Raw genomic sequence first — 26,174 nt, 5'->3', positions numbered from 1 at the left:
ATAGCCTCCGGCAGGATTGCAGAGGTGCGCAGTAGAAGTATGTCATGCAATTGCACCAGGTCCATTTTCAGCGGCGGTAGACCGGTTCTTATATACGGTAAAAGGAATGGGATGCCACGGAAGCGCCCCGCAGACGGGTCTGGATCCGATCCCGGCAGCAGCAAGACTGGTAGGAAGTCTTCAGGAAATTGTAAGCCGAAGAATCAGTCCGACGGAGACGGCAGTTATCAGTGTGACTCGTTTTACATCAGGTACAAGCTGGAACATTATCCCAGAGACCGCCAGGCTAGAAGGAACCGTTCGCACATTTAATCCCAAAGTGCGTGAGCAGATTGTGGAACTGATGCAGGCACAGGCTGAAGGTCTGGAGCAGGAAGGTTATCAGGTGGAATTTACATGGATCCCGGGCTGTCCGGCAACGAACAATGATGCAGAACTGGCAGAACTTGTGCGAAAAGAAGCAGTGGAAGAAGGATTCCATGTAATCTTGCAGCATCCGGAGATGGGAGGAGAAGATTTTTCCTGTTATCAGGAGTTGGTTCCGGGAGCATTTTTTTATGTGGGGACCGGGGGAAAATATCCGGCGCATAATTCTAAGTTCACAGTAGATCCGGCAGCACTTTTGGGAGCTTCCAAACTGATGAGCGAGATTGTGAAGAAAGCGCTTAAAGCTTCATAGATATTGCAGCTATGAAGCTTTGTTTTTTGGCAGAGCAGTAAAAAGCACATAGATGATATCAGTGGCATGCCTTGTAATGAGTATAGAAAATGTGCTATACTCGGAAGAGTAAAAATTACAGTTATCAGATGGACGAGAACTGCGATGAGTACAATGTCGGGGAATTTCTTCGTCGGATGTGCTCTTTACTAGTTTTGAATTGGAGCATAGAATGAAAGATATTATTTTTAAGAGAACAGAGCTGGAAGACAAGGAAATCATGACAAAGTATTTCGATGAGCATCCGAGCAGAAGTTGTGAACGTACATTTGTCAATGTGTTTTTATGGTCCAGGCAGTACCCGGTAAAATGGGCGATTGTTGAAGGAGCCATGGTGTTCAAAAGTGAAGATGAGGGACATGTTGCCTATGCATTTCCGGCAGGGACAGATGAACATGTGAAGCGTGCATTGGATAAGATGAAAACATATAGTGAGGAGCGAGGTTATCCGTTCCGTATGTATAATGTGACACCGGATGATTTTGCACGACTGGAAAGCTGGTATCCGGGAAGATTCGAGATTGAGTATGACCGGGACGAAGCGGATTATGTCTATGAAAGCGAGAAATTAGCGACTTTGTCTGGTAAGAAGATGCATGGAAAGAAGAACCATGTGAATCGATTCCGAAAAGAATTTGAAGGACGCTGGAGCTACGAATCCATGAAAAAAGAGAATCTGGAGGAATGTTTCCAGATGGCTTTGAAGTGGAGAAAAGAGAATGGCTGTAATGATGATACAGATAAGAATGCAGAGATGTGTGTGACAATGAATGCACTCAGACTTTTTGAAGAACTTGACCTGAAGGGCGGTATCCTTCGAATTGATGGTAAAATCGTAGCATTTACCATCGGAGAACCAATCTGCCAGGATACATTTGTTGTTCACATAGAGAAAGCTTATGCAGATGTGCCCGGAGCATATACTATGATCAATCAGCAATTTGTAGAACATGAGTGTATGGATTACAAATATGTGAATCGGGAAGATGATGCCGGTTCTGAGGGACTCAGAAAAGCAAAGCTTTCCTATAAACCAGTATTTATGGTAGAAAAAGGACATGTACATGAAAAGGAGATAGAAAAATGATAGCAGATAAAATGAAAAATATGGTAGCGAACAGTTCCGCTATTCGTGCAATGTTTGAGGAAGGAACACGTCTGGCAGGAATTTACGGACGTGAGAATGTATTTGATTTCAGCCTTGGGAATCCGAATGTTCCGGCACCGCAGATTGTAAAAGATGCAATTGTCGAACTGGTCAATGACACAGATCCGGTTGTGCTTCATGGCTATACGAACAGTAACAGTGGATATCCGGAAGTAAGAGAGGCAATTGCAAAGTCTCTGAATGAAAGATTTGATACAAAATTTTCAGGCAAGAACATTGTCATGACTGTCGGAGCGGCAGGTGGATTGAATGTCATTTTAAAATCTCTGATCAATCCCGGAGATGAAGTGATTGCATTTGCACCATATTTTGGAGAATATCGTTCTTATACAAACAACTATGATGGAGTTCTGGTCGAGATTTCCCCGAATACAGTTGATTTTCAGCCAAAGCTTGATGAATTTGAGCAGAAGATTACACCAAAGACAAAAGCTGTAATTGTAAATACACCGAATAACCCGACCGGTGTTGTATATTCAGAGGAGACAATCAAGAAGTTAGCGACAATCATGGAGGCCAAACAGAAAGAATATGGAACAGAGATTTTCCTGATTTCTGACGAACCATATCGTGAACTTGCTTATGATGGAGTGGAAGTTCCATACCTGACGAAATATTATGATAATACGATTGTAGGATATTCTTTTAGTAAATCCCTGTCACTTCCAGGAGAACGTATAGGATATCTTGTTATTCCGGATGAGGTTGCAGACAGTGAAGATCTTCTTTCCGCTGCCAATGTGGCAACAAGAATCTTAGGTTTTGTAAATGCACCAACTCTGCAGCAGAAAGTAGTAGAAAAATGCCTGGATGCCAAGACAGACCTTTCTTTCTACAACAGAAACAGAGAAGATCTATATAACGGATTGAAAGAATGTGGATTTGAATGCATCAAACCACAGGGAGCATTCTATCTTTTTGTAAAATCACCAGTTGCAGATGAAAAGGAATTCTGTAATGCAGGAAAGAAATATAATATCCTGATGGTACCAGGTAGTTCCTTTGCGTGCCCGGGATATGTAAGACTGGCATATTGTGTATCTCATGAGACAATCGTGAATTCGCTTCCAAAATTCAAAGAACTGGCAAAGGAATACATGTAATGTTCAGAGGTCGCGGCGATGAACAAATTTAGCAAAGATACAGGAGCATAGTATGAAAGCATTTGAGAAGAACATAAGAAAAGTAGAGCCATATGTACCAGGTGAACAGCCACAGCGCAAAGTCATCAAATTAAATACGAATGAGAATCCATATCCACCGGCACCGGGAGTCACAAAAGCGTTAGAAGAGATGGATACAGACCGTTTCCGCCTTTATCCGGATCCGACTGCAGCACCACTTGTAAATGCGCTTGCAGACTTTTATCATGTGAATCCGGACCAGGTATTTGTAGGTGTAGGATCCGATGATGTATTGTCTATGTGTTTCCTGACATTTTTTAATTCCGAAAAACCGATATTTTTCCCGGATATTACTTATTCTTTTTATAGTGTATGGGCAGATCTGTATCGGATTCCATATGAATGTCAGAAACTGGATGAGGATTTCAAACTTGTAAAAGAAGACTACTATAAGGAGAACGGGGGAGTGATTTTCCCAAACCCAAATGCACCGACAGGAATCTATGAGGATCTGTCAGTAGTAGAAGATATCATTGCACATAATCAGGATGTCATTGTGATCGTGGATGAAGCGTATATTGATTTTGCAGGACGTTCCGCAATGGAATTGATTGACAAATACGATAACCTGATCGTTGTCCAGACATTTTCCAAGGCAAGATCTATGGCGGGTATGCGAATCGGCTATGCTATCAGCAATCCAACATTGATTAAATATTTAAATGATGCGAAATATTCATTTAACTCTTACACTATGAACCAGACTTCAATTGTGTGTGGAGTGGAAGCTGTGAAAGACAGGGAATATTTCGAGAATGGCGTCAGAAAAATTGTTGAGACAAGGGAGTGGGCAAAAGAAGAACTTACAAAACTTGGATTTACATATCTGGATTCCGGGTCCAATTTTATATTTGCAAAGCATCCAAAATACGATGCGAAAGAGCTGTTCGAAGCATTAAAGGCACATGACATCTATGTGCGATTCTGGGGCAGTGAGAGAATCGAGCAATATATGCGTATTACCATCGGAACAAGAGAAGAGATGGAACAGTTATTTGCATTTTTGAAAGAATATATGTGGCGGGGTTCTGAACAGTTACAAAAATAAATGAAAAAATAAGGAGAGATGTATGACACAGTCATTAGTACAAGGAATTATTGATGCACTCAGTGGAAGTGTTGGGAAAGAGGCAATTGTATTTATTATTTCCATGATTCCGATTTTGGAACTTCGTGGAGCACTTCTTGTGGCAGGTCCGCTTCTTGGAGTGCCGGTCGCAAAAGCGATTCCATTATGTATTCTTGGGAATATTATACCGGTTCCGTTTATCCTGCTTCTGATTACACCGATTTTTAACTGGATGAAAGGAACAAAACATTTAAAACCGCTGGTAGATAAGCTGGAAGCAAAAGCAATGAAGAAAAAAGACCAGATTGAAAAATATGAATTCTGGGGACTTGTATTATTTGTTGGTATTCCGCTTCCGGGAACCGGAGCATGGACAGGTTCACTCATTGCCGCACTTCTCGGTGTGAAATTTAAGAAAGCATTTCCGGCAGTCATCATTGGAATCTGCATGGCAACTGTAATTATGTGGTTCATATCTTATGTGCTTCTTGGTGGAGTACAGATTTTAGGATAGTTAAGTCTTGAATGAATAAGAGAGAAGAAACATAGAAGGAGAAAAAATATGTCTATGAAAATCAATACGACACTGCCTTCTCCGGCAGAATTGAAGGAAGAAATTCCTCTGTCAAAAAAGCTGGCAGAGTTAAAGAAAAAAAGAGATCAGGAGATTCGCGATATTTTCACAGGAAAATCGGACAAATTTGCAGTCATTATCGGACCGTGTTCTGCAGATAATGAAGATTCAGTGTGTGAGTATGTGAATCGTCTGGCAAAAGTCAATGAAAAAGTAAAAGATAAACTGATGATTATTCCAAGAATTTATACAAATAAACCAAGAACGACCGGTGAGGGATATAAAGGAATGCTCCATCAGCCGGATCCGGATAAGGCACCGGATCTTTATGCGGGAATTATTGCAATCCGTCATATACATATCCGTGCTATGGAAGAAAGCGGACTGACCGGAGCAGATGAGATGTTATATCCGGAGAACAGAAGCTATCTGGATGATATTTTATCTTATGAGGCAATCGGTGCACGTTCTGTGGAAAATCAGCAGCATCGTCTGACAGCAAGTGGAATGGATATTCCTGTCGGAATGAAGAATCCGACCAGTGGAGACCTGTCGGTGATGCTGAATTCTGTAGTGGCAGCCCAGATGGGACATCGTTTCATTTACAGAGGTATGGATGTACAGACGTCAGGAAATGATCTGGCACATGTGATTTTGCGTGGAGGCGTAGACAAATATGGAACATGCCAGCCAAATTATCATTATGAAGATTGCCTGCGATTATTTGAACTTTATCAGAAGAAAGATCTGAAAAATCCAGCAGCAATTGTTGATGCGAACCATTCTAATTCAAATAAAAAATACAAAGAACAGCTTCGTATTGTCAGTGAAGTGCTTCATACACGAAGATATAATCCGGATCTGAAAAATATGATTAAGGGTGTTATGGTGGAAAGTTATCTGGAAGAAGGAAGACAGAATATCGGACCTGATATGGTATATGGAAAGTCCATTACGGATCCTTGTATTGGCTGGGAAGATACAGAGCATCTAATTTATAAAATTGCAGAAGAGTGCTAGAAAATAAAAAAAGAAAAATAATAAGTGCAGATTAAGAGCTTTCTGAAGCATCTTTTTCTTTCAAAAGTTTCATATACTTTTTGAGATCACGTTTGCTGCTTCGGGAGAGGCTTCGGTATGCAAGCAAAAGATTCAGCTCATCATCAGAATTGGTTGTAAGCCGGGAAGGAGAGAGGGTGATAGTATCCTCTTCGTCATTCAGAAGATAATCAACAGGGACCTCGAATAAATCTGCGATTGCCGTCAGCTTTTCATGAGAAGGCTGGCGGCCCTTTTTTTCGTAACCTGCAATAGCAGAGCGGGAGACATGGATACAGTCAGCAACATTTTTCTGAGTCATATTAAATTTTTTGCGTAATTTGCGTAGCTTCTGACCGAATGACACTTGCCAGGTCTCCTTTCTTTTGTATTTTTGGTATATTTTACCAAGTGTTATGTGAAAAAAAGATAAGTGTGGCGGATGTAAACAAAAAGTAGCGAAAAGGTTCCGTTCTGGAACATAAGAATACCCGTTGACACTGTCTGGAAAAGAATCTATAATTTAGTTAAAGATACCAAGGTCAAAAGGTCTGAAACTACCGGGAGTGCATCGCACGAAACAATCCGTAAGTATCATAGTTGTGGGCTTTTGACCCCAACGTCATTATAGAAAGAAGAGAAGTGAGAGGATTATAAGAGTATGATTATAGCAGGCAATGATGAGACAAAAAGAAGTAAGATATGGCGAGTGGTTACCCTTGTATCCTCAGTGCTGATCATTTTAATCGCAGTATATCTGCTGACGAGAATGTTCACGACTAATCCAGTAGTAGGAAACTGGGAAAGTGAGGATGCAACGATTGCGCTAAAGATTGAGAAGAACGATACGATTCAGGTAGATATCACGGATATTGCGGAGAATACAGATGCAGCCGTAGAGATGAATTACAGCGTAGATATGAAGTCAAAGATTATTACCATCACAAAAGATGAGGAGCAGATTGACAAGGCAGTTGAGAAAGCGGACGGTGCATATACAAAAGAAGATCTGGAGAATGTACTGGATGATCTGGATTCATCTTTTTCATACAGCATAGATGGCAATCAGATGACACTTACAGAACGAGAATATGGGGAACAGTTCACGTTCATCAGAAAGTAGGTATCAGACAAAAGAAACCTAAGACGAAAATATCAGAAAATCTGCCGTGTGGCAGGTTTTCTGCATGTGAAGGAGCAAAAATCATGTACAGAGATCACACGAAAGAAGTTCAGATTGGAAATGTTACGATCGGAGGAGGTAATCCGATCAGAATACAGTCAATGACAAATACGAAGACGGAAGATGTGGAGGCGACGGTTGCCCAGATTCTTGCTCTCGAGAAAGCCGGCTGTGAGATCATCCGCTGCGCTGTGCCGAATATGGATGCAGCGAAAGCAATTGGTGAGATCAAGAAGCAGATTCATATTCCACTTGTGGCAGATATTCATTTTGATTATAAGCTGGCGATTGCAGCGATTGAGAACGGGGCAGATAAGATTCGTATTAATCCGGGTAATATTGGAGATGAGCAGAGAGTCCGTGCTGTTGTTGAAAAAGCAAAAGAGTACGGTGTTCCAATTCGTGTTGGTGTGAACAGTGGATCACTGGAAAAGCATCTGGTAGAGAAGTATCATGGGGTGACTGCAGAGGGACTTGTAGAGAGTGCCCTGGACAAAATACAGCTTATCGAGGAGATGGGATATAATAATCTTGTAGTTAGTATCAAATCTTCTGATGTTATGATGTGTGTAAAGGCACATGAACTGATTGCCAAGAAATGCCCATACCCATTACACGTAGGAATTACGGAGGCAGGAACATTATTGGCAGGTAATATAAAATCCTCAGTAGGTCTTGGACTGATTCTGGGACAGGGAATCGGAGATACAATCCGTGTGTCACTGACTGGATCACCACTAGAAGAGATCAAGACAGCGAAGATTATTTTAAAGACACTGGGACTTCGCACAGGCGGAATTGAGGTTGTATCCTGTCCGACATGCGGAAGAACCCAGATTGATCTTATCGGACTTGCAAATCAGGTTGAAGAGATGGTTGCAGATATCCCACTGGACATTAAGGTCGCAGTTATGGGCTGTGTGGTCAATGGACCGGGAGAAGCAAAAGAAGCAGATATTGGAATTGCCGGAGGAAAGGGAGAAGGACTCCTGATCAAAAAAGGCGAGATTGTAAAGAAAGTAAAAGAAGAGGAACTATTAGAGACATTGAGACAGGAGCTGTTGCATTGGAATGAGTAAACCGTTCTTTGAAGTATTCCCTACGTTAAAGGCAGGGGAAGATATACGTAATATGTTCGAAGGAGCGCAGGTATTAAAAGTGACGACCAACTCTGACCGGACATTTTTAAGAGTGCATATAGTAAGCCGTCATCTGATTCAGAAAACATTGGTATACGAGATGGAGCACCTGATCAAGAACCAGCTTTTCGGAAGAAGTGCCGTGCAGGTAGAGATTCGAGAAAAGTATGAGCTGTCCGGACAGTACACGCCAGAGAATGTGATGGCGGAGTATCTGGACAGCTTTCTTGCGGAGCTGGATACAAGAAGTGTTGTAGAACGCAATATGCTGCAGAATGCGAAATGTACCTTTGAAGAAGGAAATATTCTTTGCATGCAGTTAATCGACACTGTTATTGCGCAAGGAAAAAAAGATTCTCTGACAGATTATTTAAAAGGTGTGTATGCAGACCGTTTCGGATTGCCCATTGAGATTCGTGTCATGTATAAAGAACCAAAAGAAAGTACTTTGAAATACAATGATATGCGTCTGCAGCAGGAAGTAGACAGTATACTGGATCAGGTTGAGGCTGTACAGAAGCAAAAAGAGGAAAAAAAGCAGGAAAAAGAAGCAAAGTCTGGGGAAAAAGAAACATCTGGAAGCGGACAAGGTGGAAAAAATTCCGGAGACGGAAAAAATTCTGGCAGTCCTGCAAAAGGTGGATTTTCAAAAGGCAGTGGATTCCAGAAGGGTGGCTTTCGTGATAAGAAGGTGTTTGTGAAATCTGCGAAGATGGATCTTGATGAGTCAGGTTTGATTTACGGACGTCCATTTGACGATGAGCCGATTGAACTGTCAACCGTGATTGGTGAGATGGGAGAAATTACATTTCGAGGAAAAGTCATTAGCTTTGATACAAGAGAAATCCGCAATGAAAAGACCATTGTCATGTATGCAGTGACAGACTTTACTGATACGATCATGGTCAAGATGTTCGTGCGTAATGATCAACTTGCAGATGTACTGGCTGAAATTAAAATGGGTGCATTCCTGAAAATTAAAGGCGTGACCAATATTGATAAATTTGACGGCGAACTTGTCATTTCTTCTGTGTTTGGAATTAAGAAAATTTCTGATTTTACAGAATCCAGAAAAGACAATGCGGTAGAAAAGAGAGTGGAGCTCCACTGTCATACGAAAATGAGTGATATGGACGGAGTTTCCGAGGTCAAAGATCTTGTAAAGAGAGCACATGACTGGGGGCATAAGGCAATTGCGATTACAGATCATGGTGTGGTACAGGCGTTCCCAGACGCGAATCATTATATTGAGACACTGGATAAAGACGATCCATTTAAAGTTATTTATGGTGTGGAAGGATATCTGGTCGATGATTTGCAGGATGTGGCAGTCAATGAGAAAGGTCAGTCTTTAAAAGGAACCTATGTTGTATTCGATCTGGAGACGACGGGATTTAGTTCGGCAAAAGATAAGATTATCGAAATTGGTGCAGTTAAAGTTGAGAACGGAGAAATTACGGATAAGTATAGTACATTTGTGAATCCGAAGATTCCGATTCCATTTCGAATCACACAGCTTACAAGCATTACTGATGAGATGGTTATGGAATCACCGGAGATTGAGACAATTCTCCCACAGTTTCTAAAGTTCGTAGGAGATGCAGTGCTGGTAGCGCACAATGCCAGTTTTGATGTGAGCTTTATCGAAGAAAATTGCAGGCAGCAGGGCATAGAACCAGATTTTACTTCTGTAGATACGGTGGGACTTGCCCGTGTATTATTACCGACACTTTCAAAATTCAAGCTAAACGTTGTGGCAAAAGCACTGAATATTTCTCAGGAACATCACCATAGAGCAGTGGATGATGCCAGAGTTACCGCAGAGATTTATGTGAAATTTATTCAGATGCTGGAAGAACGTGGAATCGAGACACTGGATCAGATGAATCATTTTGGCGCGCACAACGCGGAAGCAATCCGTAAGATGCCGTCTTACCATGTCATTGTTCTGGCAAAGAATGATATTGGACGCGTGAACCTTTATACATTGATTTCCAAGTCACATCTGGAGTATTTTGGACGTCAGCCGAGAATGCCAAAGAGCGAAGTGTTAAAATACAGAGAGGGTCTGATTATTGGAAGTGCTTGTGAAGCAGGAGAATTGTATCAGGCAATACTGGGAGAAAAATCTGCAGAGCGGATTGCCAGAATTGTTAATTTTTATGATTATCTGGAAATACAGCCACTTGGAAATAACCGGTTCATGATTGATAGTGATCGTGTGGAGAAGGTTCAAAGTGAGGAAGATTTACGTGAGATTAACCGAGAGATCATCCGTCTTGGAGAACGGTTTGATAAGCCGGTCGTGGCGACCTGTGATGTGCACTTTATGGATCCGGAAGATGAAGTGTACCGCCGTATCATTATGGCAGGAAAAGGATTCAAAGATGCAGATCAGCAGGCACCGTTGTATTTGCATACGACAGATGAAATGCTGGAGGAGTTTGAATACCTTGGTTCAGCAAAAGCAAAAGAAATTGTCATTGACAATCCCAATATGATTGCGGATATGGTGGAAAAAATATCACCAGTCCGCCCGGATAAGTGTCCACCGGTCATTCCAGATTCAGATAAAACGCTTCGTGAAATATGTTATAACAAGGCACATTCTATGTATGGAGATCCGCTTCCGGAGATTGTTACAGAGCGTCTGGAACGTGAGCTTAATTCCATTATTTCCAACGGATTCGCCGTTATGTATATTATCGCACAGAAATTGGTGTGGAAATCTAACGAGGACGGATATCTTGTAGGATCCCGTGGGTCGGTAGGATCTTCTTTTGTTGCGACCATGGCTGGAATTACAGAGGTAAATCCATTAAGCCCACATTACTATTGCCCGAAGTGCCACTACAGTGATTTTGAATCCGAAGAAGTACGGGCTTACGCAGGGGGCTGTGGATGGGATATGCCGGATAAGGAGTGCCCGGTGTGCAAAACCAGGCTTGTAAAAGATGGATTTGATATTCCGTTCGAAACATTCCTTGGATTTAAAGGAAATAAAGAGCCAGATATTGATCTGAACTTCTCAGGAGATTATCAGAGTAATGCCCATAAATATACGGAAATCATTTTCGGAGCCGGACAGACGTTCCGTGCCGGAACGATTGGTACGTTGGCGGATAAGACAGCATTTGGGTATGTAAAGAACTATTTTGAAGAGCGGGGAACAAGAAAGAGAACTTGCGAAATTGACAGGATTGTTCAGGGATGTACCGGTATCCGCAGAAGTACCGGACAGCATCCGGGAGGAATCATTGTACTTCCTCACGGGGAAGATATCAACTCATTCACTCCGGTGCAGCATCCGGCAAATGATATGACGACTGATATTATTACGACACATTTTGACTATCATTCCATCGACCACAACTTGTTAAAATTGGATATTCTGGGTCATGATGATCCAACCATGATCAAGGCACTTGAGGCATATATCAGTTCGCCTGCTATGGAAAATGAGTACAATGAGACGGATCATCCATTTGTAGCAACAGATATCCCTCTGGATGATCAGGGGGTAATGTCTTTATTCCATGATACATCGGCACTTGGAATCACACCAGATGATATCGGGGGATGTCCGGTAGGATGTCTTGGAATTCCGGAGTTCGGAACGGATTTCGTAATCCAGATGGTAGTAGATACAAAACCACAGACACTTTCAGATCTGATTCGTATTTCCGGATTGTCCCATGGAACGGACGTATGGCTGAACAATGCGCAGGATCTGATCAAGAGCGGTAAGGCAACCATTTCTACAGCAATCTGTACCCGAGATGATATTATGACATATCTGATCAACAAAGGACTGGATAGTGAGGAATCCTTCACGATCATGGAGCGAGTGCGTAAAGGTACCGTTGCAAAAGGAAAATGTAAAGATTGGCCGGAGTATAAAAAAGATATGTTGGAACATGATGTGCCAGAGTGGTACATTGGTTCTTGTGAGAAAATTAAATATATGTTTCCGAAAGCCCATGCGGCAGCCTATGTCATGATGGCATATCGTATCGCCTATTGTAAGGTAAATTATCCGCTGGCATACTATGGAGCATATTTTGGAATCCGTGCAGATGCATTTTCTTATGAAATTATGTGTCAGGGCAAGGAAAAACTGCAATACTATATTGATGATTATACAAGACGGTCTGATTCTCTCAGTAAAAAAGAACAGGATACAATGAAGGACATGCATATTGTTCAGGAAATGTATGCGAGGGGATATGAGTTTCTGCCAATCGACATTTATCGCGCAAAAGCAACAAAATTCAGCATCATAGACGGAAAGCTGATGCCACCGTTTTCCAGCATTGACGGAATGGGAGAGAAGGCTGCAGAAGCGGTGGAGGAAGCGGCAAAAGATGGTCCATATCTGTCCAAAGATGATTTTAGAAACCGTACGAAAGCAAGTAAGACGGTTGTAGATTACATGGCAGATTTAGGACTTTTAGGAGACCTTCCGGAGTCCAATCAGTTGTCATTATTTGATCTTTAACAGACAAAATGGGCAAAAAATGGACAGAAAAAGGTATACTTATAAAAGTATGTTAAAATTAAAATAATGCTTTTCAAACGCCATATTTTGTAGTAATATAATGGGGCGGAACACAATATCTTGTGATTTTGAAGAAACTAAATAGTTTCTTAACGGAGTGAGTGTGAATTGTGGAACACAAGATGTTGTGGTGGATCCGAAAAGCAGAAGAACAAAGATATATAAGAAAGGCGTGAGACATGAAGATGTTAGTGAAGACGAAAGTAATCAAAAGAAATGGAGAGGAAGTCGGCTTTGATCTGGAAAAGATCGAGAATGCAATCCGCGCAGCTAATGAAGAAGTTGATAATATTTACAAACTGAATGAATTCCAGGTCCGGGCAATTGCAGATGATATTGCAGGACAGGTAAAAAAATCAACTCACGCTATACATGTAGAAGATATTCAGGATATGGTAGAGACTGGAATTATGGGAATGCGTGGCTATGAAGTGGCACAGAAGTATGTGCGCTACCGTTATAAACGTGAATTGGCAAGAAAGTCCAATACAACAGATAACGGGATCCTTGCACTGATTGATAACATTAATGAAGAAGTCAATCAGGAAAATTCCAATAAGAACCCAGTGATCAACTCCACGCAGAGAGATTATATGGCAGGAGAAGTAAGTAAAGACCTTTCCAAGCGTGTACTTCTTCCGGAAGAGGTTGTAGAAGCACATGAACAGGGAATCATTCATTTCCATGATTCAGATTATTTTGCACAGAAAGAGCACAACTGTGATCTGATCAATCTGGAAGATATGCTTCAGAACGGAACCGTCATCAGTGAGACAATGATCGAAAAACCACACAGTTTCTTTACAGCGTGTAATGTGACGACTCAGATTGTAGCACAGGTCGCAAGTAATCAATATGGAGGACAGTCTTTTACACTGGCACATCTTGCACCATTTGTGGATATCAGCCGTAAGAAAATCCGTAATATTGTTATCTCTGAACGTAAAGCATGTGGGGAGAGTCTGGATGAGGCAATCATTGACAAACTGACAGACTGCCGTCTGAGAGAAGAGGTAAAAAGCGGAATTCAGACAATCCAGTACCAGCTTATCACACTCATGACATGTAACGGACAGGCACCGTTTGTTACCGTATTCATGTATCTGGATGAGGTGGAAGACGGTCAGACAAGACAGGATCTGGCACTCATCATTGAAGAAGTATTAAAACAGAGAATGCAAGGCGTTAAGAATGAGAAGGGTGTTTGGATCACACCGGCATTCCCGAAACTGATTTATGTCCTGGATGAAGATAATATTACAGAAGATTCTAAGTACTGGTATCTGACAGAGCTTGCGGCAAAATGTACTGCAAAGCGTATGGTTCCGGATTACATTTCTGCAAAGATCATGAAGGAACTGAAAAAAGGTGAAGTTTATCCATGTATGGGATGCAGATCTTTCCTGACAGTAGAGGATTCTCAGATGCTTCCAAACGGAAAGCATAAATTCTACGGGCGTTTCAATCAGGGTGTTGTTACAATTAACCTGGTAGATGTAGCATGTTCCGCAGAAGGAGATATGGACAGATTCTGGCAGATTCTTGATGAGAGACTGGAGTTATGCCACAGAGCACTCCGTTGCCGTCATGAGAGACTTCTTGGAACTATTTCAGATGTGGCACCGATTCTCTGGCAGTACGGTGCATTGGCAAGACTGAAAAAAGGTGAGACCATTGATAAGCTTCTATATGGCGGATATTCAACCATTTCTCTTGGATATGCAGGCCTTTATGAGATGTGCATGCGCATGCTTGGAAAGACGCATACAGATCCGGAAGCCAGACCATTTGCAATGGCAGTTATGCAGAGGTTGAATGACAAATGTGCCCAGTGGAAAGCTGCTGAGAATATCAGCTATTCTGTATATGGTACACCGATGGAGTCTACCACATACAAGTTTGCAAAATGTCTTCAGAAGAGATTCGGAATCATCAAAGGAGTTACAGATAAGAATTATATTACGAACAGTTATCATGTACATGTATCTGAGCCAATCAATGCATTTGACAAGCTGGAGTTCGAGGCAGAGTTCCAGAAACTGTCACCAGGAGGAGCAATCAGCTATATTGAAGTCCCGGATATGCAGCAGAACATTCCGGCAGTCCTTTCTGTGATGCAGTTCATCTACGAGCATATTATGTACGCAGAATTGAATACAAAGAGTGACTACTGTGAAATCTGTGGTTATGATGGAGAGATTCAGATTAAAGAAGACGAAAGTGGAAAGCTTATCTGGGAGTGCCCGAACTGTGGGAACCGTGATCAGGATAAGATGTCAGTAGCCAGAAGAACATGTGGATATATCGGAACACAGTTCTGGAATCAGGGAAGAACACAGGAGATTAAGGATAGAGTCTTACATCTGTAAAAGCAAATTGCGGAGTTAAAGTATGAAATTTTACGGTTCCCGGATTTTGCATTAAAATTTGCAGATTAGTTGGAAAGAATAAAGGCTGGGAATTTTATATGAATTATGGAGAAATAAAAAAATATGATATAGCAGATGGTCCGGGAGTTCGAGTGACATTGTTTGTCTCGGGATGTCGTCATCACTGTAAAGGTTGTTTTAATGCAGAAACATGGGATTTTCATTATGGAAATCCGTATACTGAGAAGACGGAAAAAGAAATTTTGGATGCATTGAATCATCCATACATTGCAGGACTTACACTTCTTGGCGGAGAACCATTTGAACCGGAGAATCAAAGAGAACTTGTAAAGCTCTTAAAAAAAGTCCGGGAAATGTATCCAAAGAAGAATATCTGGAGTTATTCCGGGTATGTATATGACAAAGATCTGATACCAGGTGGAAGAGCCTATACAGAAGTCACGGATGAGATGTTGTCTTATATAGATGTACTGGTAGATGGTCCGTTTGTAGAAGATTTGAAGGATATTACATTACAGTTTCGGGGAAGCAGTAATCAGAGAATTTTAAATCTTCGTGAAATGAAATTATAATACAAGAGCAGATGCGAATTATAGAATATATAGTTTGTGTCTGTTCTTTTTTTGAGAGAAGCTATGATATCAGATGAAAGATAAGAGGAGGAAATGTAGATGTTAAAGAAAAAATTTGACTGGAAGGAATTAGGGATTGATCTTCTGGTGGATCTAGCAGCAGGAATGCTTGGCGCAGTTGGAATTTATAATTTTGCGCTGAATGCGAATTTCCCGGTAGCAGGATTTTCCGGAATTGCAATCATACTGTATCATCTGTTTAAGATTCCAGTTGGTGCAGGGATGATACTTCTGAATATCCCGGTCACCATTTTCTGTTACAAATATCTTGGAAAAACATTTTTCCTAAAGTCAGTAAAAACAACTCTGATTTGGTCGATATTGACAGATTATGTTGCACCGATGCTTCCGGTGTACAATGGGAACAGACTTCTGGCTGCACTTTGCATGGGTGTATTATGCGGAATCGGATTTGCGCTGATTTTTATGCGAGGTTCCTCTACCGGAGGACAGGATTTTATCAGTATGTCCATCAAGAAAGCAAAACCACACATGACACTCGGTATGATCACATTCGGTCTGGATATCTGTACGATCATCCTTGGAAGTGCACTGGTATTCAAAGAAGTTGACGGACTGATTTATGGAATCCTTGTGACATATCTTATGGCGACGGTTATGGATCGTATTATGTATGGAATTGATGAAGGTAAGATGACATTGATTGTAACAAAGCAAGGAAAAGAAGTGGCAGAACAGATTGATGAATACGCAGGTCGTGGCTCAACGATTCTGGAAGGAGTAGGAAGCTATAGTGGTGAAAAAAAAGACGTGGTCATGTGTGCATGCAATAACAAGCAGATGTATACGATAAAAAGAATGGTAAAAGAGATAGATCCGAAAGCATTTACGATCATTATGGAATCCAATGAAGTTGTCGGAGAAGGATTTAAGCAGGAATAGGAAAGAAATTTTTACGAAAACGGTATGGAGAGAGAACAAGAACAGAATGGAATAAGAAACAGTGACAATAAAAGCTCTGGCAGATGTCCAGAGCTTTTTATAATGCTCGAAATTTGATGTAGATGTAGTGTAACATAATAACGTAATTAAATGCAATAGAAAATTTAAAATAAGTATGCAATAATTAGTACTTTCCTCTAAGCATTTTTATGATACAATAAATATGCTGATGTCAACAGAGAGCTAATATTATTTACCAGTTTCTCAGAAAAATCAGCTATCGAATAATTACGAAATGAGGCTTTTACTATGTCATTTGAAAAAGCAAAAAAATATTTACAAGAAAAAGGTTACGAAGACCATATCATTGAACTGGAAGATTCCAGTGCAACAGTACAGCTTGCGGCAGAAGCGCTTGGCGTAGAACCTGGCATGATTGCGAAGACATTATCTTTTCTGGTCAGTGATACACCGATTCTGATTCTAGCAGAGGGTACTGCAAGGGTAGACAATCATAAGTATAAAGATACTTTTCACACAAAGGCAAAGATGATTCCGTTTGATGATGTGGAAGATTTTATCGGACATGCTCCGGGCGGTGTATGCCCATTTGGCATCAAAGAAGGAATCCCTGTTTATCTGGATGAATCTCTGAAAAAATTCGATACAGTCTATCCGGCGGCAGGTAATGATCACAGTGCAGTCAGACTTACAATCGCAGAACTTGAAGCGGTCGCAGGTGCAGAAAAATGGGTTGATGTCTGCAAAGAATAATACTGATATGATTCGCGGGATAATCTACAGATATCATAAATAGAGATACCTCAATATTATATTGTTTTTAAGGAGTATATATATTATGAACGTATATGAACGATTATTGAAATATGTGGTGATCCGTACACCAAGCAATGAGGAAAGTGATACAACACCTTCCACCCAGTGTCAATTTGACCTGGCAAATGTTTTAAAAAAGGAAATGAAAGATTTGGGGATCTGCAATGTAATATTGACAGATTCATGCTTCCTTTATGGGAAAATTCCGGCAACGCCAGGATATGAAAACGCACCTGCAATTGGTTTTATTGCACATATGGACACGGTTTCTGATTATTGTGATCATGATATAAAACCAGTGATTACAGAAAAGTATGACGGAGAAGCACTGGCTCTTGGAGAAAGTGGAGTTACCTTAAGTCCTGAAATGTTTCCGCATCTTAAGAACTTAAAAGGACGAACATTGATTACCGGTGATGGAACGACAATTCTTGGTGCCGATGATAAAGCCGGGATTGCAGAGATTCTTACATTGATTGAAAGATTAAATGAACAAAATATTCCACACGGTCCACTTTGTGTTGCATTTACACCGGATGAAGAGACCGGAACCGGTGCTGCACATTTTGATATTGATAAGTTTGGTGCGGATTTTGCATACACACTTGACGGTGACACTGAAAATGAGATTCAGTATGAGAATTTTAATGCATGCAGTGCTTCTATAGAATTTCATGGTGTCAGTGTACACCCGGGATCATCCAAAGATACGATGGTTAACGCCAGTCTTGTTGCCATGGAATTCGATTCTATGCTTCCAAAGGGCGAGACTCCTCGTGATACAGAAGGCTATGAGGGATTTTATCATTTGCTGAGTATGGAAGGCGAATGTGCGCTTGCAAAGCTTCATTACATCATCCGAGACCATGATGCAGAAAAGTTTGAGCAACGCAAGAAAGTAATGAAGCAGATTACAGATGACCTGAATCAAAAATGGGGAGACGGAACTGTTATTCTTACATTAAAAGATCAATACCGTAATATGAGTGAGATTATTGCACAGCATATGCATCTGATCGACAATGCAAAGAAAGCATGTGAGAAAGTCGGACTTACACCGCAGTGTCTGCCAATACGAGGCGGTACAGATGGATGCCAGCTTAGTTTCCGTGGACTTCCTTGTCCGAATCTCGGAACAGGTGGTCATGCATATCATGGACCTTATGAGCATATCACAGTTGAAGGTATGGAAAAAGCCGTTGACATGATAACAGAATTGGTGAAAATATATAGCACGCAATGTAAATAGAAGAATTTATTGCAATTCGTTGCTTTTCGCCAAAAGAATGTTATATAATAAAATGTAAATATTTTTCTATTTAACTGAAACAGGAGAGAATGTTTATTTTCAAAAAAATGTGAAGATGTAAAATATTGAAAATATGATCAGGAGGCATAGAGAATGAAATTAACAAAGTTATTGGAGCGTCTGGATTACAAGGTGGTCGCAGGCAGTGATAATATAGAGATTACAGAACTTGTCAATGATTCCAGAAAGGTCGTACCGGGAAGTGTGTTCGTATGCATCAGCGGTGCTGTTTCAGACGGTCATCAGTATGTAAAAGATGTAGCAGAAAAAGGTGCTGCAGCGGTTATTGTGGAAAAAGATGTGGAAGTGCCAGAGGGATTGACAGTTATCAAAGTAGAAAATACAAGATACGCACTGGCACTTATGTCAGCAGCCTACTTCGGATATCCGGCTGAAAAGCTTAAGACCATTGGAATTACCGGTACCAAGGGTAAGACAACAACAACTTATATGGTAAAAGCTATTCTGGAGGAAGTAGGACACAAAGTCGGATTGATTGGTACGATTGAGGCAATCATCGGGGATAAGACCATTCCATCTAATAATACAACACCGGAGTCTTACACGATTCAGAAGTATTTTGCACAGATGGTGGAAGCTGGATGTGACTGTGTGGTTATGGAGGTTTCTTCACAGGGACTGATGCTTCACAGAACCGCAGGGATTATGTTTGATATCGGAATCTTCACAAATCTTGGAGAAGACCATATTGGACCGAATGAGCATAAAGATTTTGAGGACTATAAGCGCTGTAAAGGACTTCTGTTCAAACAGTGCAAAGTTGGAATTGGAAATGTAGATGACAAGTGGTTCGAAGATGTATTTAAAGGTGCAACCTGTGAAATTGAGACATTTGGATTTTGGGAGAAGGCAGATCTTCGTGCAATCGATGTGAAGCACATCTCAAGACCGGGATATCTTGGAGTTTGGTACCATGTGACAGGACTGATGGACTTTGATGTGGAAATCGACATTCCTGGAGAATTCAGTGTGTACAATTCACTGACAGCTATTGCAGTATGCAGACATTTTAATGTACCGGTCGAGAAAATCAAAGATGCACTGAAAGTCGCAAAGGTCAAAGGCCGTATTGAGATGGTCAAGGTATCCGATGATTTTACACTTATGATTGACTATGCGCATAATGCTATGGCACTGGAAAGCTTGTTACACACACTTCGTGATTACAATCCGGGACGTATTGTGACGGTATTTGGCTGTGGCGGAAACCGTTCTAAAACAAGACGTTATGAGATGGGAGAGGTATCCGGAAAACTGTCTGATTTTACAATCATTACTTCAGATAACCCGAGATTCGAAGAGCCACAGGCAATTATTGATGATATCATCGTGGGTATGAAAAAGACAGATGGAAAATATATCGACATCTGCGACCGTAAAGAGGCAATCCGTTATGCCATCGAGCATGGACGTCCGGGTGATGTCATTGTGCTGGCTGGAAAGGGACATGAGACATATCAGGAAATCAAAGGCGTGAAATATGACATGGATGAGAGAGTCCTGATTAAAGAAGTATTGGAAGAACTTAAAGGAGAGTAATGTTCGCTGATATTATTATTGATATTACGCATGAAAAATTAGATAAAGTGTTTCAGTATCGCATCCCCCCAGAACTTGAGGGGGTGCTTCAAGTTGGAATGGAAGTTATAGTTCCATTTGGCAAAGGGAATAAAGAAACTCATGGATATGTGATAGGATTTTCTGAAAAAACAGATTACGACCTCGCAAAAATTAAAGAAGTTCTTTGTATTGAAGAAAACCATCAGGAAATCGAGTCAAAACTTATTGCTCTAGCTGCATGGATCCGAGAATACTATGGTGGAACTATGATCCAGGCATTGAAGACGGTACTTCCTATTAAGAAAAAAGAGCGGATCAAGCACAAACGCAAGGTGAAGCTTCTTTTAAATGAAGAGGAAGGAAAGAAGCAGTTAGATATTTATCTGCACAAGAACCAAAAGGCAAGAGCAAGGCTTTTGGCAGGGCTGTTAGATCAGCCGCAGCAGGACTATGAGCTCATTACAAAGAAGTTAAATGTCACACTTTCGGTCATTCGTTCTCTGGAAGAGCAGGGAGTATTGGAGATTCAGGAAGAAGAGAATTTCCGTAATCCGATACACTACCAGAAAAAAGATTTCGGTCCACTTACACATACACCAGAACAACAGCAGGCAATCGACACATTCTGGAAAGATTACAGTCAGAGACATTACGGAACATATCTGCTTTATGGCGTAACCGGAAGTGGGAAAACGGAAGTTTATATTGAGATGATCAGTCGGGTGGTCAGTCAGGGAAAACAGGCAATTATGCTGATTCCGGAGATTGCGCTGACTTATCAGACGGTGATGCGCTTTTATGCCAGATTTGGAAACCGGGTTTCGATTTTGAATTCCAGACTTTCCCAGGGAGAGCGTTCTGATCAGATGGAGCGTGTCAGACGTGGAGAAGTGGATGTGATGATTGGACCTAGATCTGCGCTTTTTACACCATTTTCCAATCTGGGACTAATCGTGATTGATGAAGAGCATGAACCTACTTATAAAAGTGAGCAGGTGCCAAGATATCATGCAAGGGAGACTGCAATACGCCGTGCACAGATTGAACAGGCAAGTGTCGTACTTGGTTCAGCAACACCTTCTGTGGAAGCATTTTCCTGGTGCCAGGGCGGAAGCTGCACGATGCTGGAATTAAAGAACCGTGCTACCAGGCAAGTGATGCCAAAGGTATACACGATCGATATGCGGGAAGAATTAAAGAATGGAAACCGCAGTATTTTAAGTGACAGACTGACAGAACTTATGGAAAAGTGTTTAAGTGAGCACCACCAGATGATGCTTTTCCTCAATCGGCGTGGATATGCGGGGTTCGTCTCTTGCAGGTCCTGTGGATATGTAGTAAAATGTCCTCATTGTGATGTTTCGCTCTCAGAGCACAGAGGAGGCAGGCTCATCTGTCATTACTGTGGGCATGAGGAGAGGATGATCAAAACTTGTCCGTCCTGTGGTTCACCTTATATTGGTGGATTCCGCATGGGAACGCAGCAGGTAGAGGATTTGGTAAAGAAGCGCTTTCCACAGGCAAGAGTCCTGCGTATGGATTTGGATACGACAAAGAATAAAGACGGGCATGAGAAGATTCTGTCAGCGTTTGCAAATGAAGAAGCAGATATTCTGATTGGAACGCAGATGATTGTGAAAGGTCATGATTTTCCTGGGGTAACACTGGTTGGAATTCTGGCGGCAGATATGTCACTGTATGGGGACGATTACCGTTCCGGAGAACGTACATTTCAACTTCTTGTGCAGGCTGCAGGCCGTGCCGGGAGAGGTAATCTTCCGGGAGAGGTTGTGATTCAGACATACAGTCCAGAGCATTATAGTATTGTAAATGCCGCAAAGCAGGATTATGAAAGTTTTTATGAAGAAGAAATCAGTTACCGGAGACTTATGGGATATCCACCGGCTGCCGGGCTGATGGCAATTTATGCCTCAGGGGCAGACGAGGCACTTCTTACGAAAGCTTCAGGATATCTGAAAGATTTTGCAGTGCGGGCAGCCGGAGAGGCACCGATGGCAGTCATTGGACCAGCAAGTCCAGGCATAGGAAAAATCAATGATATTTACCGTAAGGTCATCTATTTGAAAAGTGAAGATGAAAGAATCCTGATGGCGGTGAAGGATCGGATGGAAAAATACATTGAGATCAATCGGGGCTTTCAGTCATTAAAGATACAGTTTGATATGAATCCGTAATAATAAGATTATCAGAGTGAAGACATGATGCCGATGCAAAGTAGGTTACAATCCACAGGCGTCATAAGATAGAATGTAGCAGGTAAAGGAGAAAAAAGATTATGGCAATCAGAGAAATCAGAGTGCTTGGGGACGATGTTTTGACCAAACACTGTAAAGAAGTAACAAAGATGAGTATCCGTACAAAGATTTTGATCGAGGATATGTTAGATACCATGTATGAGGCTATGGGAGTCGGACTTGCAGCACCACAGGTCGGAGTGTTAAAAAGAATTGTAGTGATTGATGTAGGGGAAGGTCCGATCATACTGATCAATCCGGAGATTTTGGAAACTTCCGGAGAGCAGACAGGAGAAGAAGGATGCTTAAGTGTACCTGGAAAATGTGGACAGGTGACAAGACCGAACTATGTAAAAGTCAGAGCTTTGGATGAAGACATGAATGAGTTTGAGATGGAAGGCGAAGGACTTCTGGCGAGGGCGTTCTGCCATGAGATCGATCATCTGGATGGAAAAATGTATGTAGATCTTGTTGAAGGCGGTATTCACAATGTAGAAGAGGGAGAGGAATAGATGAAAGTCATATTTATGGGGACACCGGATTTCTCTGTTGGCACATTAGAGGCGCTTGCAGAAGCCGGGCATGAGGTTGTTCTTGCAGTGACACAGCCGGATAAACCGAAAGGGCGTGGCGGCAAGATGCAGTATACGCCGGTCAAGGAAGCAGCTCTTGCCCGGGACATTCCGGTTTATCAGCCAAAAAAGATCCGGGAGCCGGAATGTATTGAAGAATTGAAAAAATATAACGCAGATATTATGGTTGTTATTGCGTTTGGGCAGATTCTTCCAAAGGAAATTCTACAGATGACACCTTATGGCTGCATTAATGTCCATGCATCTTTACTTCCAAAGTATCGAGGAGCTGCACCGATTCAGTGGGCAGTCATTGATGGTGAGAAGGTTTCCGGTGTGACAACGATGCAGATGAACGAAGGCCTGGATACAGGAGATATGATCTTAAAGACAGAAATCCCGCTTGATCCAAAGGAGACTGGTGGAAGCCTGCACGATAAACTGGCAGAGGCAGGAGCAAAGCTTTGTGTAGAGACTTTGAAATGTCTGGAAGATAAGACAGCTACATGGGAGCCGCAGGGAGAGAGCACGACTGCATATGCAAAGATGCTGGATAAGAATCTTGGTAATATTAACTGGAATGATCCGGCTGTTCAGATTGAGCGCCTGATCCGAGGTTTAAACCCATGGCCAAGTGCTTACACACACTGGAATGATAAAGTGATCAAGCTGTGGCAGGCAGATGTCGTGGAAGACAATACAGACCAGGAAGCCGGAACGATTGTAAAAGTGGAAAAAGACAGTTTTTATGTCCAGACTGGTGAAGGACTTCTGAAGATTGAGGAACTTCAGCTTCAAGGCAAAAAACGTATGGATGCAGGCGCATTTCTTAGAGGAAATCACCTGGAATATGGAGAAATTCTAAAAAAATGTTAAGAAAGTATGAAAAGACGTGTTTTTGCGTCTTTTTCATATATAATACCCCTAAAGGATAAAGGAGGTAGAAAGTTATGTATTATCCAATGTATTTTGATCCGACCTATGTACTTGTTTTGATCGGTGTAGTCATCTGCATGATTGCATCTGCGAAGATGAATTCAACATTTAATAAATATTCCAGAGTGAGAAGTCATTCTGGTATGACAGGAAGAGAGGCTGCGGAGACAATCCTGAGGAGGGCTGGTATCTATGATGTCCGGGTTGAGAGGATATCCGGTAATCTGACAGACCATTATGACCCGAGAGGAAAAGTACTCCGGCTTTCTGATGCGACTTATGGACAGACATCGGTGGCAGCTGTCGGAGTAGCAGCACATGAGTGCGGACACGCAATCCAGCATCAGGTGGGATATGCACCGCTACAGATTCGTGGTGCACTTGTTCCGGTTGCCAATTTTGGAAGTACCATTGCGTGGCCGCTGATTCTTCTGGGATTGTTCTTTAATTCCCAGATGTCCCAAGTGTTACTGAATCTTGGTATTCTGGCATTTTCACTGGCAGTGTTATTTCAGATTGTAACACTTCCGGTAGAATTCAATGCTTCCAGAAGAGCGATAAAGATTCTGGGTGAGAGCAATCTATTATATCCGGATGAACTTTCCGGAACCAAAAAGGTACTGACGGCAGCAGCACTTACTTATGTTGCAGGTGCAGCTTCTGCAATCCTTCAGCTTTTGCGAATCCTGATTCTGACAGGTGGCAGAAGAGACGACTAGACATTGAAGAGATTAGTTAAAATGAAGAAGAGTAGTCGTGAAGATGGTGTGATTGAGTGAAGATATAGTTTGATAAAAAGGAAATGAGGATAGACACATGGCAACGCAGGTAAATGTAAGGGAAATCATACTGGAGACGCTGCTCTTAATTACAAGAGACGGGGAGTACAGTCATATAGCCCTGAAAAATGTTCTTGATAAATATCAGTATTTGGAAAAACGAGAGCGTGCATTCATCACGAGAGTGGTGGAGGGCACGCTTGAGCGTCAGATAGAGATTGATTATATCATCAATCAATTTTCAAAAGTAAAAGTGAACAAACAGAAACCAGTGATCCGCACGATTTTAAGAAGTTCGGTCTACCAGTTAAAATATATGGATCACGTACCGGACAGTGCGGTGTGTAATGAAGCGGTAAAACTTGCAGGGAAAAAAGGATTTGTGAATCTAAAAGGGTTTGTAAATGGAGTCCTTCGTAATATCAGCAGAAATCCGGACATGGTTTCATATCCGGATCCTTCCAATGAGATTGCCTGTCTTTCCGTGAGATATTCTCTGCCAATGTGGATGGTAGAAAAGTGGATCTCGGTATATGGGAAAGAGACAGTAGAGAAGATGGGAAAAGCATTTCTTGAAGAGCGCCCAGTGACAGTCAGACGTAACACAGCTGTTGTTTCAAAGGAAGAATTTGAAAAAGAACTGGAAAAAGATGGTGTGGTCTATCGCAGACACCCGGTACTTCCTTATGCATATGAACTGACCAATTATGATTATCTGGCAGGACTTCTGGCATTTCAGAAAGGATATTTCTATATCCAGGATATCAGTTCCATGCAGGTGGCCGAATGGGCAGAACCGAAAGAAGGAGATTATGTGATCGATGTCTGTGCAGCACCGGGAGGAAAAGCAATTCACCTTGCGGAAAAGTTGTCTGGAACCGGGTATGTGGAAGCAAGAGATCTGACAGAATACAAGGTCGCGTTGATTGAAGAGAATATTGAAAGAAGCGGACTTGATAACATAGAGGCTGTATGCCAGGATGCGACGATCAATGATGAGGCGTCTTATGAAAAAGCAGATATTCTAATTGCAGATCTTCCGTGTTCAGGACTTGGAATTCTTGGTAAAAAACCAGACTTGAAGAGTAAGATGACAGTAGAGATGGCGAAAGGACTTGCAGACTTACAGAGACAGATTTTGACAGTTGTCCATAATTATGTAAAACCAGGAGGAAAACTTCTGTACAGCACTTGTACAATTAATCGGGAAGAAAATGAGGATAACACGGCATGGTTTGTGGAAAACTTTCCGGAATTTGAAAAAATCCGGGAAAAACAGATGTTGCCGGGAAGCGATATGGGGGATGGATTCTATATTGCTGAATTTAGAAAACAATAGATTGGAGCAA

General features: G+C 41.6%; 21 protein-coding genes. 20 read left to right on the top strand and 1 reads right to left on the bottom strand.

Annotation, left to right across the window (positions count from 1 at the left end; translation table 11 throughout):
• The first annotated feature begins 16 nt into the window (after nt 1–16).
• The 6 genes from LI149_RS07435 (at nt 17) to LI149_RS07410 (ending at nt 5,733) form a co-directional block, all read left to right on the top strand.
• Nucleotides 17–679, top strand: coding sequence for a M20 family metallopeptidase (locus LI149_RS07435; RefSeq protein WP_227143158.1), 663 nt, complete (start codon nt 17–19; stop codon nt 677–679).
• 211 nt (nt 680–890) lie between these two features.
• Entirely contained in the window at nt 891–1,805 is a 915-nt protein-coding gene (locus LI149_RS07430) for a DUF2156 domain-containing protein (RefSeq protein ID WP_173793619.1), read from the top strand.
• Entirely contained in the window at nt 1,802–2,989 is a 1,188-nt protein-coding gene (locus LI149_RS07425; RefSeq protein WP_117495114.1) for a pyridoxal phosphate-dependent aminotransferase, read from the top strand. Before LI149_RS07430 ends, LI149_RS07425 begins: the two co-directional genes overlap by 4 nt.
• 52 nt (nt 2,990–3,041) lie before the next feature.
• Nucleotides 3,042–4,118 carry a histidinol-phosphate transaminase gene (gene hisC / locus LI149_RS07420; protein WP_227143157.1) on the top strand — a complete coding sequence of 359 codons (1,077 nt, stop codon included), beginning with the start codon at nt 3,042–3,044 and terminating at the stop codon, nt 4,116–4,118.
• 22 nt (nt 4,119–4,140) lie between these two features.
• A complete protein-coding gene (locus tag LI149_RS07415) occupies nt 4,141–4,653 on the top strand; it encodes a small multi-drug export protein (RefSeq protein WP_005334377.1) in 513 nt (170 codons plus the stop codon).
• A gap of 15 nt (nt 4,654–4,668) precedes the next feature.
• The gene (locus LI149_RS07410) at nt 4,669–5,733 is read left to right on the top strand and encodes a 3-deoxy-7-phosphoheptulonate synthase (RefSeq protein WP_227143159.1); all 1,065 of its coding nucleotides are present in this window, start codon (nt 4,669–4,671) and stop codon (nt 5,731–5,733) included.
• Between the two features lie 31 nt (nt 5,734–5,764).
• Here the strand turns inward: LI149_RS07410 and LI149_RS07405 are convergent, their stop codons facing one another.
• On the bottom strand, nt 5,765–6,118 hold the full coding sequence (locus tag LI149_RS07405; RefSeq protein WP_040015587.1) for a helix-turn-helix domain-containing protein: 354 nt from the start codon (nt 6,116–6,118) through the stop codon (nt 5,765–5,767).
• A gap of 294 nt (nt 6,119–6,412) precedes the next feature.
• On the opposite strand from LI149_RS07405, the gene LI149_RS07400 reads away from it, so the two are divergent.
• The 14 genes from LI149_RS07400 (at nt 6,413) to rsmB (ending at nt 26,164) form a co-directional block, all read left to right on the top strand.
• Nucleotides 6,413–6,874: a hypothetical protein gene (locus LI149_RS07400; protein WP_227143156.1), complete on the top strand. Its 462-nt coding sequence runs from the start codon at nt 6,413–6,415 to the stop codon at nt 6,872–6,874.
• 83 nt (nt 6,875–6,957) lie between these two features.
• Nucleotides 6,958–8,013 carry a flavodoxin-dependent (E)-4-hydroxy-3-methylbut-2-enyl-diphosphate synthase gene (gene ispG, locus LI149_RS07395; protein WP_005334370.1) on the top strand — a complete coding sequence of 352 codons (1,056 nt, stop codon included), beginning with the start codon at nt 6,958–6,960 and terminating at the stop codon, nt 8,011–8,013.
• Nucleotides 8,006–12,571: a PolC-type DNA polymerase III gene (locus tag LI149_RS07390; protein WP_227143155.1), complete on the top strand. Its 4,566-nt coding sequence runs from the start codon at nt 8,006–8,008 to the stop codon at nt 12,569–12,571. Before ispG ends, LI149_RS07390 begins: the two co-directional genes overlap by 8 nt.
• A gap of 239 nt (nt 12,572–12,810) precedes the next feature.
• Nucleotides 12,811–15,000, top strand: coding sequence for an anaerobic ribonucleoside-triphosphate reductase (gene nrdD / locus LI149_RS07385; RefSeq protein ID WP_005334365.1), 2,190 nt, complete (start codon nt 12,811–12,813; stop codon nt 14,998–15,000).
• 98 nt (nt 15,001–15,098) lie between these two features.
• Nucleotides 15,099–15,593 carry an anaerobic ribonucleoside-triphosphate reductase activating protein gene (gene nrdG, locus LI149_RS07380; protein WP_117605670.1) on the top strand — a complete coding sequence of 165 codons (495 nt, stop codon included), beginning with the start codon at nt 15,099–15,101 and terminating at the stop codon, nt 15,591–15,593.
• Between the two features lie 99 nt (nt 15,594–15,692).
• Entirely contained in the window at nt 15,693–16,556 is an 864-nt protein-coding gene (locus LI149_RS07375) for a YitT family protein (protein ID WP_227143154.1), read from the top strand.
• 309 nt (nt 16,557–16,865) lie between these two features.
• The gene (locus LI149_RS07370) at nt 16,866–17,330 is read left to right on the top strand and encodes a YbaK/EbsC family protein (protein WP_022279165.1); all 465 of its coding nucleotides are present in this window, start codon (nt 16,866–16,868) and stop codon (nt 17,328–17,330) included.
• An 85-nt stretch (nt 17,331–17,415) separates the two neighbouring features.
• Nucleotides 17,416–18,642 (top strand): peptidase T, encoded by a 1,227-nt coding sequence (pepT, locus tag LI149_RS07365; protein WP_117605667.1) that lies wholly within the window; start codon nt 17,416–17,418, stop codon nt 18,640–18,642.
• 153 nt (nt 18,643–18,795) lie between these two features.
• A complete protein-coding gene (locus LI149_RS07360; protein ID WP_227143153.1) occupies nt 18,796–20,262 on the top strand; it encodes a UDP-N-acetylmuramoyl-L-alanyl-D-glutamate--2,6-diaminopimelate ligase in 1,467 nt (488 codons plus the stop codon).
• Nucleotides 20,262–22,478, top strand: a complete 2,217-nt coding sequence (priA, locus tag LI149_RS07355; protein WP_227143152.1) for a primosomal protein N' — start codon at nt 20,262–20,264, stop codon at nt 22,476–22,478. The genes LI149_RS07360 and priA overlap by 1 nt, the downstream gene beginning before the upstream one ends.
• Before the next feature lie 101 nt (nt 22,479–22,579).
• On the top strand, nt 22,580–23,050 hold the full coding sequence (gene def / locus LI149_RS07350; protein ID WP_005334354.1) for a peptide deformylase: 471 nt from the start codon (nt 22,580–22,582) through the stop codon (nt 23,048–23,050).
• The gene (fmt, locus tag LI149_RS07345) at nt 23,051–23,986 is read left to right on the top strand and encodes a methionyl-tRNA formyltransferase (RefSeq protein WP_117605664.1); all 936 of its coding nucleotides are present in this window, start codon (nt 23,051–23,053) and stop codon (nt 23,984–23,986) included.
• A 74-nt stretch (nt 23,987–24,060) separates the two neighbouring features.
• Entirely contained in the window at nt 24,061–24,765 is a 705-nt protein-coding gene (locus LI149_RS07340; protein ID WP_118145060.1) for a zinc metallopeptidase, read from the top strand.
• A 97-nt stretch (nt 24,766–24,862) separates the two neighbouring features.
• On the top strand, nt 24,863–26,164 hold the full coding sequence (rsmB, locus tag LI149_RS07335; protein ID WP_173785911.1) for a 16S rRNA (cytosine(967)-C(5))-methyltransferase RsmB: 1,302 nt from the start codon (nt 24,863–24,865) through the stop codon (nt 26,162–26,164).
• Nucleotides 26,165–26,174: the final 10 nt, after the last annotated feature.

It is taken from the genome of Dorea sp. 210702-DFI.3.17, assembly GCF_020560825.1.
Taxonomy (GTDB): Bacteria; Bacillota; Clostridia; order Lachnospirales; family Lachnospiraceae; genus Dorea; species Dorea formicigenerans.
This window is presented reverse-complemented; position numbering and strand designations above follow the sequence as displayed.